Source organism: Methylocystis sp. ATCC 49242 (genome assembly GCF_000188155.2).
Taxonomy (GTDB): domain Bacteria; phylum Pseudomonadota; class Alphaproteobacteria; order Rhizobiales; family Beijerinckiaceae; genus Methylocystis.
Map to the genome: position 1 here is coordinate 3,274,784 of NZ_KE124774.1, position 12,974 is coordinate 3,287,757.

At 64.0% G+C, this 12,974-nt stretch carries 22 protein-coding genes; all 22 read left to right on the forward strand.

Translation table 11 applies throughout. The annotated features are described in order from the left end of the window. The first annotated feature begins 2 nt into the window (after positions 1-2). The 22 genes from rplV (at position 3) to rplQ (ending at position 12,870) form a co-directional block, all read left to right on the forward strand. Positions 3-389: a 50S ribosomal protein L22 gene (gene rplV, locus MET49242_RS17965; RefSeq protein WP_036285011.1), complete on the forward strand. Its 387-nt coding sequence runs from the start codon at positions 3-5 to the stop codon at positions 387-389. A 12-nt stretch (positions 390-401) separates the two neighbouring features. Next, positions 402-1,157: a 30S ribosomal protein S3 gene (gene rpsC, locus MET49242_RS17970; RefSeq protein ID WP_036285013.1), complete on the forward strand. Its 756-nt coding sequence runs from the start codon at positions 402-404 to the stop codon at positions 1,155-1,157. A 37-nt stretch (positions 1,158-1,194) separates the two neighbouring features. Continuing rightward, on the forward strand, positions 1,195-1,608 hold the full coding sequence (gene rplP, locus MET49242_RS17975; protein ID WP_036285015.1) for a 50S ribosomal protein L16: 414 nt from the start codon (positions 1,195-1,197) through the stop codon (positions 1,606-1,608). 11 nt (positions 1,609-1,619) lie between these two features. Beyond that, a complete protein-coding gene (gene rpmC / locus MET49242_RS17980; RefSeq protein ID WP_036285016.1) occupies positions 1,620-1,826 on the forward strand; it encodes a 50S ribosomal protein L29 in 207 nt (68 codons plus the stop codon). Positions 1,827-1,838: 12 nt separating this feature from the next. After that, positions 1,839-2,081: a 30S ribosomal protein S17 gene (rpsQ, locus tag MET49242_RS17985; RefSeq protein ID WP_036285018.1), complete on the forward strand. Its 243-nt coding sequence runs from the start codon at positions 1,839-1,841 to the stop codon at positions 2,079-2,081. A 92-nt stretch (positions 2,082-2,173) separates the two neighbouring features. Then, a complete protein-coding gene (gene rplN, locus MET49242_RS17990; protein WP_016917723.1) occupies positions 2,174-2,542 on the forward strand; it encodes a 50S ribosomal protein L14 in 369 nt (122 codons plus the stop codon). Then, positions 2,542-2,859 (forward strand): 50S ribosomal protein L24, encoded by a 318-nt coding sequence (rplX, locus tag MET49242_RS17995; protein WP_036285020.1) that lies wholly within the window; start codon positions 2,542-2,544, stop codon positions 2,857-2,859. The genes rplN and rplX overlap by 1 nt, the downstream gene beginning before the upstream one ends. Continuing rightward, positions 2,852-3,532, forward strand: a complete 681-nt coding sequence (rplE, locus tag MET49242_RS18000; RefSeq protein ID WP_036285022.1) for a 50S ribosomal protein L5 — start codon at positions 2,852-2,854, stop codon at positions 3,530-3,532. Before rplX ends, rplE begins: the two co-directional genes overlap by 8 nt. Before the next feature lie 44 nt (positions 3,533-3,576). Next, a complete protein-coding gene (rpsN, locus tag MET49242_RS18005) occupies positions 3,577-3,882 on the forward strand; it encodes a 30S ribosomal protein S14 (RefSeq protein ID WP_036285024.1) in 306 nt (101 codons plus the stop codon). 14 nt (positions 3,883-3,896) lie between these two features. Continuing rightward, positions 3,897-4,295, forward strand: a complete 399-nt coding sequence (gene rpsH / locus MET49242_RS18010; protein ID WP_036285027.1) for a 30S ribosomal protein S8 — start codon at positions 3,897-3,899, stop codon at positions 4,293-4,295. Between the two features lie 31 nt (positions 4,296-4,326). After that, entirely contained in the window at positions 4,327-4,860 is a 534-nt protein-coding gene (gene rplF, locus MET49242_RS18015; protein ID WP_036285030.1) for a 50S ribosomal protein L6, read from the forward strand. Between the two features lie 12 nt (positions 4,861-4,872). Beyond that, positions 4,873-5,235 (forward strand): 50S ribosomal protein L18, encoded by a 363-nt coding sequence (rplR, locus tag MET49242_RS18020; RefSeq protein WP_036285033.1) that lies wholly within the window; start codon positions 4,873-4,875, stop codon positions 5,233-5,235. A 141-nt stretch (positions 5,236-5,376) separates the two neighbouring features. Next, complete coding sequence (gene rpsE, locus MET49242_RS18025; protein ID WP_036288641.1) at positions 5,377-5,949, forward strand: 30S ribosomal protein S5; 573 nt, start codon at positions 5,377-5,379, stop codon at positions 5,947-5,949. 14 nt (positions 5,950-5,963) lie between these two features. Then, positions 5,964-6,155 (forward strand): 50S ribosomal protein L30, encoded by a 192-nt coding sequence (rpmD, locus tag MET49242_RS18030; RefSeq protein WP_036285035.1) that lies wholly within the window; start codon positions 5,964-5,966, stop codon positions 6,153-6,155. Positions 6,156-6,165: 10 nt separating this feature from the next. Further along, complete coding sequence (rplO, locus tag MET49242_RS18035; protein ID WP_036285038.1) at positions 6,166-6,642, forward strand: 50S ribosomal protein L15; 477 nt, start codon at positions 6,166-6,168, stop codon at positions 6,640-6,642. A 157-nt stretch (positions 6,643-6,799) separates the two neighbouring features. Next, positions 6,800-8,134, forward strand: coding sequence for a preprotein translocase subunit SecY (secY, locus tag MET49242_RS18040; protein WP_036288644.1), 1,335 nt, complete (start codon positions 6,800-6,802; stop codon positions 8,132-8,134). Beyond that, positions 8,131-8,712, forward strand: coding sequence for an adenylate kinase (locus MET49242_RS18045; protein WP_036285040.1), 582 nt, complete (start codon positions 8,131-8,133; stop codon positions 8,710-8,712). Before secY ends, MET49242_RS18045 begins: the two co-directional genes overlap by 4 nt. A 95-nt stretch (positions 8,713-8,807) precedes the next feature. After that, complete coding sequence (locus MET49242_RS18050) at positions 8,808-10,079, forward strand: Hsp70 family protein (RefSeq protein WP_036285043.1); 1,272 nt, start codon at positions 8,808-8,810, stop codon at positions 10,077-10,079. 256 nt (positions 10,080-10,335) lie between these two features. Beyond that, positions 10,336-10,704, forward strand: a complete 369-nt coding sequence (gene rpsM, locus MET49242_RS18055; RefSeq protein ID WP_036285046.1) for a 30S ribosomal protein S13 — start codon at positions 10,336-10,338, stop codon at positions 10,702-10,704. Positions 10,705-10,774: 70 nt separating this feature from the next. After that, positions 10,775-11,164 carry a 30S ribosomal protein S11 gene (rpsK, locus tag MET49242_RS18060; protein ID WP_014890740.1) on the forward strand — a complete coding sequence of 130 codons (390 nt, stop codon included), beginning with the start codon at positions 10,775-10,777 and terminating at the stop codon, positions 11,162-11,164. 100 nt (positions 11,165-11,264) lie between these two features. Beyond that, positions 11,265-12,284 (forward strand): DNA-directed RNA polymerase subunit alpha, encoded by a 1,020-nt coding sequence (locus MET49242_RS18065; protein WP_036285049.1) that lies wholly within the window; start codon positions 11,265-11,267, stop codon positions 12,282-12,284. Positions 12,285-12,456: 172 nt separating this feature from the next. After that, the gene (rplQ, locus tag MET49242_RS18070; protein WP_036285052.1) at positions 12,457-12,870 is read left to right on the forward strand and encodes a 50S ribosomal protein L17; all 414 of its coding nucleotides are present in this window, start codon (positions 12,457-12,459) and stop codon (positions 12,868-12,870) included. Positions 12,871-12,974: the final 104 nt, after the last annotated feature.

Here is a 12,974-nt window from a genome sequence, read left to right on the forward strand (position 1 = left end):
CAATGTCGAAGGAAGCCAATCCGCCCCGGCTTGCGGACAATGAGGCGAAGGCCGTCGCGCGGATGATTCGCGTGTCGCCGCAGAAGCTCAATCTTCTCGCCCAGCTCATCCGCGGCAAGAAAGTCGACCGCGCGCTCGCCGATCTGGAGTTCTCCAGAAAGCGGATCGCGTATGAGGTGAAGAAGACGCTGGAAAGCGCCATCGCCAACGCCGAGAACAACCATGGCCTCGACGTCGACGATCTGGTCGTCGCCCAGGCCTATGTCGGCAAGGCGCTTGTCATGAAGCGCTTCCACGCCCGCGCTCGCGGCCGCGCCAGCCGGGTCGAGAAACCCTTCTCGAACCTCACGATCATCGTGCGCGAAGTCGAAGCGCAAGCGAACGCCTAAAGGATAAAAACCATGGGTCAGAAGGTTAATCCGATCGGGCTGCGACTGGGCGTCAACCGCACGTGGGATTCGCGCTGGTTCGCCAGCAAGGGCGAATATGCGAAGCTCCTTCACGAGGACATGGCGATCCGTGAAGCGGTCATGAAGCTCCTGAAGCAGGCCGCCGTCTCGAAGATCATCATCGAGCGTCCGCACAAGAAGTGCCGCGTCACCATCCACTCGGCCCGTCCGGGCGTTGTGATCGGCAAGAAGGGCGCGGACATCGACAAGATCCGCAAGCTCGTCGGCAAGCTCACGGGCAGCGAAGTGGTCATCAACATCGTCGAGGTGCGCAAGCCCGAGACGGAGGCGGCTCTCGTCGCCGATTCGATCGCCCAGCAGCTCGAGCGCCGCGTGGCGTTCCGCCGCGCCATGAAGCGCGCCGTTCAGTCGGCGATCCGCCTCGGCGCGCAGGGAATCCGCATCAATTGCTCGGGCCGTCTCGGCGGCGCGGAAATCGCGCGTCTCGAGTGGTATCGCGAGGGCCGCGTGCCGCTGCATACGCTGCGCGCCGACGTCGATTACGGCACGGCGACCGCGCACACCGCCTATGGCGCCTGCGGCATCAAGGTCTGGATCTTCAAGGGCGAAATCCTCGAACATGATCCGATGGCCCAGGACAAGCGCGCGGCCGAGCAGGCTGCGGGCGGCGACCATGGCGAGCGTGAACGCGAGCGCGGCGGCGAGCGCCGTCGCCGCGAGCCCCGCGAACCGCGCGACGCTGCGTAAGGCGCGCCAACAGCTTAAGGTTTGAAGAGCACCCATCATGCTGTCACCCAAACGCACCAAGTTCCGCAAGGCCTTCAAGGGCCGCATCCACGGCGCCGCCAAGGGCGGCTTCTCGCTGAACTTCGGTCAGTTCGGCCTGAAGGCGCTGGAGCCCGAGCGCATCACCGCGCGCCAGATCGAGGCGGCCCGTCGCGCCATGACGCGCCACATGAAGCGCGCCGGCCGCGTGTGGATCCGCATCTTCCCGGACGTGCCGGTTTCCAAGAAGCCGACTGAAGTCCGCATGGGTAAGGGCAAGGGCGCTCCTGAATTGTGGGCGGTGCGCGTTGCGCCCGGCCGCATCATGTTCGAGGTCGACGGCGTCCCGGCGCCGCTGGCGCGCGAGGCTCTGACGCTCGCCGCGGCGAAGCTGCCGATCAAGACCCGCTTCATCGAACGCATCGCCGAGTAAGGGAGGACGACATGAAATCCAAGCAGCGCCTCTCCGACATCAAGGCGATGACCGAGGACCAGCTCAACGAGGAAGTGCTGAAGCTCAAGAAGGAGCAGTTCAACATGCGCTTCCAGAAGGCGACGGGTCAACTCGAGAACACATCCCGCGTGCGCGTCGTTCGTCGCGACATCGCCCGCGCCAAAACCATCGCCGCGCTGAAGCGCACGGAAAAGTAAGGTCAAAGCGCCATGCCGAAGCGAATTCTCCAGGGCGTCGTCGTCAGCGACAAGCAGAACAAGACCGTGGTGGTGAAGGTCGAGCGCCGTTTCACCCACCCGCTGTTCCAGAAGACGGTGCGCCGCACGAAAAACTATCATGCGCATGACGAGAACGGCGTGTTCAAGGTCGGCGACTCGGTGACCATCGAAGAGACGGCGCCGATCTCGAAACTGAAGCGCTGGCGGGTCGTCGAGGACGCTCCGAAGGCCTGAACGGCCGGAGCCCTCGCGCAGTCGGAATTGACATTTTTCCGGACGAAGTCGGCAGTTGCCGAAACCAGACCGGAGTGAAAGGCGGGTAAGCCATGATTCAGATGCAGACAAATCTCGACGTCGCCGACAATTCCGGCGCCCGCCGTGTGATGTGCATCAAGGTGCTGGGCGGCTCGAAGCGCAAATACGCTGGCGTCGGCGACATCATCGTCGTGTCGATCAAGGAAGCGATTCCGCGCGGCCGCGTGAAGAAGGGCGACGTGCTCAAGGCCGTCGTCGTTCGCACCTCGAAGGACATCAAGCGTTCGGACGGATCGGTGATCCGCTTCGACTCCAACGCCGCGGTGCTGATCAACAATCAGCAGGAGCCGATCGGCACCCGTATCTTCGGACCGGTGCCGCGCGAACTGCGCGCCAAGAACCACATGAAGATCATCTCGCTCGCGCCGGAGGTGCTGTAATGGCCGCCAAGATCAAGAAGGGCGACAAGGTCGTCGTTCTCGCCGGTCGCGACAAGGGCAAGTCCGGCGAAGTGCTGCGCGTGATCCCCGACGAGGGCCGCGCTGTCGTCGACGGCGTCAACATGGTGAAGCGTCACCAGCGCCAGACCAAGGACCGTGAGGCGGGCATCGTCAACAAGGCGGCTCCGATCGATCTGTCCAACCTCGCGCTCGCCGATCCCAAGGACGGCAAGGCGACCCGCGTGGGCTTCAAGATTCTCGACGACGGCCGCAAGGTCCGCGTCGCCAAGCGTTCCGGAGAATTGATCGATGGCTGAGGAAAAGAAGCCGAAGGCCGCGAAGGCTCCCAAGGCCGCCGCCGAGGGCGCGGAAGCCAAGAAGGCCGCCAAACCCGCCAAGAAGGCTGAAGGGGAAACCTCTTCCGTCGCGCAGGCGAGCGTCGCGGGCTATACGCCCCGCATGAAGAAGCACTATGACGAAGTCGTGCGCGAGGCGCTCACCAAGCAGTTCGGCTACAAGAACGCGCTTGAAGTGCCGGTGATCGAAAAGATCGTGCTGAACATGGGCGTCGGCGAAGCCGTCAACGACACCAAGAAGGTGACGTCGGCCGCCAATGACCTGGGCCTCATTGCCGGCCAGAAGCCGGTCGTGACCCGCGCCCGCAAGGCGATCTCGACCTTCAAGGTCCGCGAGAACATGCCGATTGGCGCGAAGGTCACCTTGCGCAAGACTCGCATGTACGAGTTCCTCGATCGTCTGATCACGGTCGCTCTGCCGCGCGTCCGCGACTTCCGCGGCCTCAACCCGAAGTCCTTCGACGGCCGCGGCAACTATGCGCTCGGCATCAAGGAGCACATCGTGTTCCCGGAGATCGACTACGACAAGGCCGAATCGATTCTCGGCATGGATGTGATCGTCTGCACGACGGCGAAGACCGACGAAGAGGCGCGCGCCCTGCTCAAGGCGTTCAATTTCCCGTTCCGGCAGTGAGGGGTTAAACCCTCAAACGCGGATACCGAAAGGCGAAACTAAATATGGCGAAGAAAAGCGCGATCGAGAACAACAAGCGGAAGGCGAAGCTGGTCAAGGCTTACGCTGGCCGCCGCGCCCGGCTGAAGGCCGCCGCGAAGGACAAGTCGCTGAGCATCGAGGAGCAGTTCGAGGCGCGCCTCAAGCTCGCCGAGCTGCCGCGCAACTCGGCGGCGATCCGCCTGCGCAACCGTTGCGAAGTGTCCGGCCGCCCGCGCGCCTTTTATCGCAAGTTGAAGATGTCGCGCATTGCGTTGCGTGAACTCGGGTCCCGTGGCCTCGTGCCCGGCCTCGTGAAGTCGAGCTGGTAAGGAGATCCGGAACAATGGCGATCAACGATCCGTTGGGAGATCTCCTCACCCGCATCCGCAACGCTCAGATGCGCCGCAAGGACAAGGTGTCTACGCCGGGCTCCAAGCTGCGCGCGCATGTGCTCGACGTGCTGAAGGAAGAAGGCTATATCCGTGGCTACACAACCACGGATTTCGGCAACGGCCGCACCGAGTTCGAGATCGAACTGAAATATTTCGACGGTCAGCCGGTCATCAAGCAGATCGAGCGCGTCTCCCGGCCGGGCCGCCGGGTCTATGCGGCGGTTGGAGCCGTGCCGCGCGTGGCCAATGGCCTCGGCGTGACGATCGTCTCGACGCCGAAGGGCGTCATGGCGGATCATGCGGCGCGCGAGAACAACGTCGGCGGCGAGGTGCTGTGCAAGGTCTTCTGACCTTGCGCTTCAGCGAACAGGAATTGCAACAATGTCTCGTATCGGCAAGAAGCCTGTGGTCGTTCCGGCCGGCGTCACCGCCAAGGTCGACGGTCAGCTCGTGACCGTGAAGGGCGCCAAGGGTCAGCTCGAGTTTCTGGTGCCGGACGACGTCTCCGTCGTCTACCAGGACAACGCCATCAAGGTCGACCCGCGCAACGACACGAAGCGCGCCCGCGCGCTCTGGGGCACCGCCCGCGCGCAGGTCAACAGCATCGTCGTCGGCGTCACGACCGGCTTCGAAAAGAAGCTGGAAATTACCGGCGTGGGCTATCGCGCTGCGGTTCAGGGCAAGGTCCTGCAGCTCGCGCTCGGCTACTCGCATGATGTGAATTATCCGATCCCGGCCGGCATCACGATCGCGACGCCGAAGCCGACGGAAATCACGATCAGCGGCATCAACAAGCAGCAGGTTGGCCAGGTCGCCGCGGAAATCCGCGCGTTCCGCGGTCCCGAACCCTACAAGGGCAAGGGCGTCAAATACGCCAACGAATTCATCTTCCGCAAGGAAGGCAAGAAGAAGTAAGGATCCGCCGCCATGGCAAAGGATGTCAATGTCGAGCAACGCCGCAAGGCGCGTGTCCGCCGGGCGATCCGCGAGCGCGCTTACGGCCGCCCGCGTCTGTCGGTGTTCCGCTCGTCCAAGCAGATCTATGCGCAGATCATCGACGACGAGAAGGGCGAGACCCTTGTGTCCGCGTCTTCCATCGAGAAGACGAATCGCGACGCGCTGAAGTCCGGCGCGAATATCGAGGCGGCGAAAGTCGTCGGCAAGCTCCTCGCGGAGCGCGCCACCGCCAAGGGCGTCAAGGAAGTGGTCTTCGATCGTGGCGCCTACATGTATCACGGCCGCGTGAAGGCTTTGGCCGACGGCGCCCGCGAGGGCGGCCTGCAGTTCTAAAAAAGAATTGGGCGCGCGCCTTGCGGGGCGGGCGCCTTTTCGCGCATATGCGCAGCGGCGATGATCGCCGCGTGGACGGCTCTGTCGCCGGCCACAATCGAAGCGAGCGGCCTCACGGCCGCGTAAGTGACGGAAGAAAAAATGGCGCGTGAAACTGAAGGCGGTCGCGGTCGCGACCGGGATAGGGATGAGCGCGATAGCGAATTTGTGGACCGTCTCGTCCACATCAATCGCGTCGCGAAAGTTGTGAAGGGCGGCCGTCGTTTCGGCTTCGCCGCGCTCGTCGTCGTCGGCGACCAGAAGGGCCGCGTCGGCTACGGCCACGGCAAGGCGCGCGAGGTTCCGGAAGCGATCCGCAAGGCGACGGAAGCCGCCAAGCGCGCGCTGATCCGCGTTCCGCTGCGCGAGGGTCGCACGCTGCATCATGACGTCTACGGCCGCCATGGCGCGGGCCGCGTCGTACTTCGCGCCGCGCCCGCCGGCACCGGCATCATCGCCGGCGGCCCGATGCGCGCTGTTTTCGAGACGCTCGGCATGCATGACGTCGTCGCGAAGAGCCAGGGCTCGTCCAACCCTTACAACATGATCCGCGCGACATTCGACGCGCTCGGCCGCGAGGACTCGCCGCGCTCCGTCGCCGCGCGCCGCTCGCTAAAAGTGTCCGCGTTGCAGTCGCGCCGTCAGGGCGTCGACGCCGACGCCGTCGACGCGTGACAGGAGGCTCGACCATGGCGAAGAGCAAGCAGATCACCGTCGAACAAACCGGCAGCCCCATCGGCCGTCCGGAACGTCAGCGCAGAACGCTCGTCGGCCTCGGCCTGACGCGCATCGGCCGTCGCCGCGAACTGGAGGACACGCCCGCCGTTCGCGGGATGATCGCCAAGGTGGCGCATCTCGTCAAAATCATCGGCGAGAAGTGAGGACGCGGCAATGAAACTCAACGAACTCTCCGACAATCCGGGCGCGAGCAAGAACCGCATGCGCGTGGGCCGCGGCATCGGCTCCGGCAAGGGTAAGACGGGCGGGCGCGGCGTGAAGGGTCAGAAGGCCCGCACCGGCGTCGCCATCAAGGGCTTCGAAGGCGGCCAGATGCCGTTGCATCGTCGTCTGCCCAAGCGCGGGTTCCACAACCCGTTCTCGGTCGACTACAACGAGATCAACGTCGGCCGCATCCAGCAGGCGATCGACGCGGGCAAGCTCGATTCGAGCGTCCCGGTCACGATCGAGTCGCTGATCGCCGCGGGGCTGGTCTCCAAGGCGCGCGACGGCGTGAAGATCCTCGGCCAGGGTGAAATCAAGGCGAAGCTCGCCTTCGAGGTAGCAGCGGCGTCCAAGGGCGCGATCGCGGCCATCGAAGGCGCGGGCGGCTCCGTGAAGCTGCTCGCGGGCGAGACCGCCACCGCCTGAGCGATGTTTTTAAGCGGCCGCTCTCGCAAGGGCGGCCGCTTTGTCTTATAGAACCGACACGCAATCGCCGGGCGCGCGCATGGGCGGGCCTCCGCTCCCCGCGCCCGCAAACAAGAATGCGCCACGAAAAGGCGGCGCGACAAAGGGGAGTTCCTCCATGGCATCGGCAGCCGAGCAGCTTGCGGCCAACGTCAATCTCTCCGCCTTCGGCAAGTCCGAGGAACTCAAGAAGCGTATCTGGTTCACGCTGGGCGCGCTGATCGTCTATCGCCTGGGCACCTATGTGCCGCTGCCGGGCATCGATCCGGACGCATTCGCCAAAAGTTTCTTCGGCCAGTCGAAGGGCATGCTCGAGCTCTTCAACATGTTCGCCGGCGGCGCCGTGCAGCGTCGCGCGATTTTCGCTCTCAACATCATGCCGTATATCTCGGCCTCGATCATCATTCAGCTCCTGACGTCGGTGTTCCCGACGCTCGAGTCGCTGAAGAAGGAGGGCGAGCAGGGCCGCAAGGTCCTCAACCAGTACACGCGCTACCTGACCGTCGCGCTCGCGACATTCCAGGCCTACGCCATGGCGATTGGTCTCGAGGGCCAACAGGGCGTCGTCACGGATCCGGGGATATTCTTTCGCATCACGACCGTCGTGACCCTCGTCGGCGGCACAATGTTCCTGATGTGGCTGGGCGAGCAGATCACCTCGCGCGGCATTGGCAACGGCTCGTCGCTGATCATCTTCGCGGGCATCGTCGCGGCCTTCCCTTCAGCGATCGTCTCGACGCTCGAACTGGGGCGGCAGGGCGCGATTTCGACCGGGATCATCCTCGGCGTCATCGCCATGTCGTTCTTCGTGATCGCCTTCATCGTGTTCATGGAGCGCGCCCAGCGCCGTCTGCTGATCACCTATCCGAAGCGCCAGCACGGCAACCGGGTCTATGAGGGGCAGACGTCCTTCCTGCCGTTGAAGCTCAACACCTCGGGCGTCATCCCGCCGATCTTTGCGTCCTCGCTGCTGCTGTTGCCGACAACGGTCGCGAATTTCTACCAGTCGACGGGAACGGACAGTATTTTCGCGACGATTTCCGCCTATTTCGGGCACGGCCGTCCGCTCTACATGCTGGCCTATGTCGGTCTGATCGTGTTCTTCGCCTTCTTCTATACGGCGATCGTGTTCAATCCGACCGAGACCGCCGACAATCTCAAGAAGCACGGCGGCTTCATCCCCGGCATCCGCCCTGGCGAGCGTACAGCGAAATTCATCGACGATGTGCTCATGCGCATCACCGTGCTCGGCGCCGCCTATCTCGCGATCATCTGTCTTCTGCCCGAAGGGCTCATCGCCTATGCGAACCTGCCCTTCTACTTCGGCGGCACCTCGCTGCTGATCGTGGTCAGCGTCACCATGGACACGGTCGCGCAAATCCATGGCCACATGCAGGCTCAGCAGTACGAAGGCCTGATCCGGAAGACCAAGCTGAAAGGCCGCCGCAAATGAGAATCGTCCTTCTCGGGCCCCCGGGCGCCGGCAAGGGCACTCAGGCGACGCGACTGATCGAGAAGCTCGGCGTTCCGCAACTCTCGACCGGAGACATGCTTCGCGCCGCGGTCGCGGCGGGAACGCCCATCGGTCTGAAGGCCAAGGCGATCATGGACGCCGGCCAGCTGGTTCCGGACGATGTGGTGGTCGGCATCATCGACCAGCGCATTGACGCGCCGGATTGCGCCACGGGCTTCATCCTCGACGGTTTTCCGCGAACCGTCGCGCAGGCGGAGGCGCTGCGCGCCATGCTCGCCACGAAGGGTCTGAAGCTCGACGCCGTGATAGAGCTTGTCGTCGATGAAAATGCGCTCGTCGATCGCATGCGCAAGCGCGTCGCTGAAACGATCGCGGCGGGCGGAACTGTTCGCGCCGACGACAATCCAGAAAGCTTCAAGACACGGCTCGAGACCTATCGCGCGCAGACGGCGCCGGTTTCCGCCCATTATGCGGAGCGCGGCGATCTGAAACAGGTCGACGGAATGCGGTCGATCGACGAGGTGACGGCGGCGATCGGCACGGCGCTCGGCCGCTAACCGGTATTCGGGCCGGGCGCGCGGGGCGCGCCCTCCCTTGCGCCTTTTGCGCCCTCTAGCGTCGCGCGCCTTTCACCACAAGACAGAAAAGACGGATGGAAGCAAAGTCATTTTGCGGCCTCGACTTCGGCACGTCGAATTCGACGGTCGCTATCGAGGGCGCGAGCGGCGTCGAACTCGTTCCGATCGAGGGCGACAACCGGACGATCCCGAGTTCGATCTTCTTCGACTTCTCCGATGGCTCCGCGCTTTTCGGTCGAGAGGCGCTCAGGGCCTATGTCGAGGGAACCGAAGGACGGCTGATGCGCAGCCTCAAGTCCGTCCTCGGCTCGGCGCTGATGGACGAGACGACGCGCATAAAGACGAAGCGCTTCACGTTCAAGGATATCATCGGCCTCATCGTGGGCCGCCTGAAAGAGGCCGCTGATACAGCGGTGGGCGCCGATGTCACGCAGGTCGTCATGGGCCGTCCGGTTCATTTCGTCGATGACGATCCCGCCGCCGATCGCCTCGCGCAGGATGCTTTGGAGGAAATCGCCCGCGCGCAGGGATTTCGCGACGTCGCCTTTCAATACGAGCCGATTGCAGCGGCGCTCGCCTATGAGCAGACCGTGCGAGAGGAACAATATGCGCTCATCGCCGACATCGGCGGCGGCACCTCGGATTTTTCCGTCGTCCGCGTCTCGCCGGAGGGACGAAAACGGGCCGAGCGGGCGGGGGACGTTCTCGCCAGCAAGGGCGTCCACATCGGCGGCACGGATGTCGATCGCCTGTTCAGCATGAAGGCCGTGATGCCGTCGCTGGGTCAGGGCAGTGAAATGCGCGTTCCTTTCGGCGACAAGATTCTTCCCGTCGCCAACGCATTCTTCGTCGATCTCGCGACTTGGCACAGGATCAACCTGCTCTATACGCCGAAGGTCGCGCGCGAATTGAGGGAGATGGAGCGCCACTCCCTGTCGCCCATGAAAATCGCGCGTCTCGCGGAGGTCATCGAAAGCCGGCGCGGCCATTCGATCGCGCTTGCGGTCGAGAACGCCAAGATCGCTCTTTCGGCACAGGAGAGCGCCCTGATCGATCTGACCGAAATCGAGCCCGATTTTCTGATCGCCGCCACGGACAAGCTGCTGCACGAGGCCATCGTCGATCAGCTCGGGGCGCTGTCACGCACGCTTCGGGAGACGCTGAAGGCGTCGGGGCTCCCGGGTCAACGTATCGACGCGGTGTTTCTCACCGGGGGCTCGACCGCGATTCCCGCCGTTCGGGCGGCGGTCACCGCCCAAACGCCGGCTGCGAAAATCGTCGAGGGGGATTTGTTCGGCGCCGTCGGGCTTGGGCTGGGACTGGACGCGCGGCGCAAATTCGGGTGAGATGCGAATCACGGACGCAGTCTTGGAGTTCGTCGCTCAGGGGTTTATTTTACTTCCGCGCGTTTTGCGCTTGACTCCGCCGCTATCGCTCGTTATCGGCTCTCCACTGACCAAATTCAGGGAAGTTCTCTTCGGAGGGCTTCCGTTTTTGCGTTCCAGAAAGCCAACATACTGAATACCCGCAGGGGCCGGCCTCCACCGGACGCGGGGTCATCCGGCGGCGCGCGCAAGCGCCTCCCCCAAATGGAGAAAACTCGTGGCACGTATTGCAGGCGTAAATATCCCGACCAACAAGCGCGTCGTCATCGCGCTTCAGTATATTCATGGCATCGGCCCGAAGAAGGCCGAGGAAATCTGCGAGAAGGTGAACATCCCGGCCGAGCGCCGCGTGGCTCAGCTCACCGACGCGGAAGTCCTGCAGATCCGCGAGACCATCGACCGCGACTATCTCGTGGAGGGCGACCTGCGCCGCGAGGTCGCGATCAACATCAAGCGTCTGATGGACCTCGGCTGTTACCGCGGCCTGCGTCATCGCCGCCAGCTGCCGGTCCGCGGCCAGCGCACTCACACCAACGCCCGCACCCGCAAGGGCAAGGCGAAGCCGATCGCCGGCAAGAAGAAGTAATCCTCGCGCGAAAGCGCTCATCATCCCCAGCGCCTGGCGTTACGGGCGCGCTTGAAGGACCAGACTAATTATGGCCAAGGACACCACCCGCGTTCGCCGCCGCGAGCGCAAGAACATCGTTTCCGGCGTCGCGCATGTGAATTCGACGTTCAACAACACGATGATCACCATCACCGACGCGCAGGGCAACACCGTGTCCTGGTCGTCGGCCGGCTCCATGGGCTTCAAGGGCTCGCGCAAGTCGACGCCCTACGCCGCGCAGATGGCCGCGGAGGACGCCGCCCGCAAGGCCGGCGAGCACGGCGTCCGCACCCTCGAGGTCGAGGTTTCGGGTCCCGGCTCGGGCCGTGAGTCCGCGCTGCGCGCGCTGCAGGCGGCGGGCTTCACCGTCACCTCCATTCGCGACGTGACGCCGATCCCGCACAACGGTTGCCGTCCGCGCAAGCGCCGCCGCGTTTGACGACATGGGGCAAGTCCCCGTTTCATCTCGACAATATTCACACGCGACCCCGGTCTGACCGCCGGGGCCGCGTACCGGAGCTTCAAGGAAAGGCGCCCAAGTGAGCATCCAGAAGAACTGGCAGGAACTCATCAAGCCGAACAAGCTCGAAGTGACCGCCGGAGACGACCCGCGCCGTGTGGCGACGGCGGTCGCCGAGCCGCTCGAGCGCGGCTTCGGCGTGACGCTCGGCAACGCCCTGCGCCGCATCCTTCTCTCGTCGCTGCAGGGCGCGGCGATCACCTCGATCCATATCGACGGCGTGCTGCACGAGTTTTCGTCGATCCCCGGCGTGCGTGAGGACGTGACGGACATCGTCCTCAACATCAAGGACATCGCGATCAAATATCAGGGCGAGGGCGTGAAGCGCCTGACGCTCAAGAAGACCGGCCCCGGCGCCGTCACCGCCGGCGACATCCAGGCCACGGGCGACGTCCAGGTTCTCAATCCCGACCTCGTCATCTGCACGCTCGACGAAGGCGCGGAAATCCGCATCGAATTCACGGTTTCGACCGGCAAGGGCTATGTCCCGGCCGACCGCAACCGCGCCGAGGACGCGCCGATCGGCCTCATTCCGGTCGACAGCCTCTATTCGCCGGTCAAGAAGGTCAGCTACCGCGTCGAGAACACCCGCGAGGGCCAGGTTCTCGACTATGACAAGCTGACGCTGACGATCGAGACCAATGGCGCGATCACGCCCGAGGACGCGCTCGCCTTCTCGGCGCGCATCCTGCAGGACCAGCTCAACGTCTTCGTCAATTTCGAGGAGCCGCGCCGCGAAGAGGCCGCCCCGTCGATCCCGCAGCTCGCCTTCAATCCGGCGCTGCTCAAGAAGGTGGACGAGCTGGAGCTGTCGGTGCGTTCGGCGAACTGCCTGAAGAACGACAACATCGTCTATATCGGCGACCTCATCCAGAAGTCGGAAGCCGAAATGCTCCGCACGCCGAATTTCGGCCGCAAGTCGTTGAACGAGATCAAGGAAGTTCTCGCGCAGATGGGCCTGCACCTCGGCATGGAAGTGCCCGGCTGGCCGCCGGAGAACATCGACGATCTCGCGAAGCGCTTCGAGGAACATTATTGATTCCGCTCTCCCTTCTCCCGCTTGCGGGAGAAGCTGTCGCGCGAATGCGCGACGGATGAGAGCCCTAACCCAACCCTCGCTTACGCGAGGGCCCCCTCTCCTGAAAGCGGGAGAGGAAATAAGGAGACGGCCGTTCCTTGGCACGGCGGCCGCATAAACAACGGAGAGCCAGATGTATCACGGACACAAGAAGCGCCGTTTCGGCCGCACGCATGAGCACCGCAAGGCGATGTTCGCCAATATGGCGCAGGCGCTCATCAAGCATGAGCAGATCGTCACCACGCTGCCGAAGGCGAAGGACCTTCGTCCGGTCGTCGAGAAGCTCGTGACGCTCGGCAAGCGCGGCGACCTTCACGCCCGCCGTCAGGCGATCGCGCAGATCAAGGACGTCAAGCTCGTCGGCAAGCTCTTCGAGGTGCTGGGCCCGCGCTACAAGGACCGCAACGGCGGCTACACCCGCGTGCTGAAGGCGGGCTTCCGCTATGGCGACAACGCGCCGCTCGCAGTGATCGAATTCGTCGACCGCGACGTCGACGCCAAGGGCCAGGATTCGGGCCCGGTGCAGGTGCAGGAAGAAGAAGCGTAAAAATAGCGCTTTCGTTCAACGAAATCTGGAAGGCGGCTCTCTCATGGCCGCCTTTTTCATTTGCGCGCCCGTTCTCGCCGCCGCCCGAATTCCCGCCTATATTC

Bases quoted from the DNA above. Each gene is read 5' to 3' on its own strand.
- rplP (WP_036285015.1), top strand. From the start codon at position 1,195: ATGCTGTCACCCAAACGCACCAAGTTCCGCAAGGCCTTCAAGGGCCGC.
- rpsH (WP_036285027.1), top strand. From the start codon at position 3,897: ATGGCGATCAACGATCCGTTGGGAGATCTCCTCACCCGCATCCGCAAC.
- rplE (WP_036285022.1), top strand. From the start codon at position 2,852: ATGGCTGAGGAAAAGAAGCCGAAGGCCGCGAAGGCTCCCAAGGCCGCC.
- rplF (WP_036285030.1), top strand. From the start codon at position 4,327: ATGTCTCGTATCGGCAAGAAGCCTGTGGTCGTTCCGGCCGGCGTCACC.
- rplR (WP_036285033.1), top strand. From the start codon at position 4,873: ATGGCAAAGGATGTCAATGTCGAGCAACGCCGCAAGGCGCGTGTCCGC.
- rpmD (WP_036285035.1), top strand. From the start codon at position 5,964: ATGGCGAAGAGCAAGCAGATCACCGTCGAACAAACCGGCAGCCCCATC.
- MET49242_RS18050 (WP_036285043.1), top strand. From the start codon at position 8,808: ATGGAAGCAAAGTCATTTTGCGGCCTCGACTTCGGCACGTCGAATTCG.
- rpsE (WP_036288641.1), top strand. From the start codon at position 5,377: ATGGCGCGTGAAACTGAAGGCGGTCGCGGTCGCGACCGGGATAGGGAT.
- rplX (WP_036285020.1), top strand. From the start codon at position 2,542: ATGGCCGCCAAGATCAAGAAGGGCGACAAGGTCGTCGTTCTCGCCGGT.
- rplN (WP_016917723.1), top strand. From the start codon at position 2,174: ATGATTCAGATGCAGACAAATCTCGACGTCGCCGACAATTCCGGCGCC.
- rpsN (WP_036285024.1), top strand. From the start codon at position 3,577: ATGGCGAAGAAAAGCGCGATCGAGAACAACAAGCGGAAGGCGAAGCTG.
- rpsQ (WP_036285018.1), top strand. From the start codon at position 1,839: ATGCCGAAGCGAATTCTCCAGGGCGTCGTCGTCAGCGACAAGCAGAAC.
- rplO (WP_036285038.1), top strand. From the start codon at position 6,166: ATGAAACTCAACGAACTCTCCGACAATCCGGGCGCGAGCAAGAACCGC.
- rpsK (WP_014890740.1), top strand. From the start codon at position 10,775: ATGGCCAAGGACACCACCCGCGTTCGCCGCCGCGAGCGCAAGAACATC.
- rpsC (WP_036285013.1), top strand. From the start codon at position 402: ATGGGTCAGAAGGTTAATCCGATCGGGCTGCGACTGGGCGTCAACCGC.
- rplV (WP_036285011.1), top strand. From the start codon at position 3: ATGTCGAAGGAAGCCAATCCGCCCCGGCTTGCGGACAATGAGGCGAAG.
- rplQ (WP_036285052.1), top strand. From the start codon at position 12,457: ATGTATCACGGACACAAGAAGCGCCGTTTCGGCCGCACGCATGAGCAC.
- rpmC (WP_036285016.1), top strand. From the start codon at position 1,620: ATGAAATCCAAGCAGCGCCTCTCCGACATCAAGGCGATGACCGAGGAC.
- secY (WP_036288644.1), top strand. From the start codon at position 6,800: ATGGCATCGGCAGCCGAGCAGCTTGCGGCCAACGTCAATCTCTCCGCC.
- MET49242_RS18045 (WP_036285040.1), top strand. From the start codon at position 8,131: ATGAGAATCGTCCTTCTCGGGCCCCCGGGCGCCGGCAAGGGCACTCAG.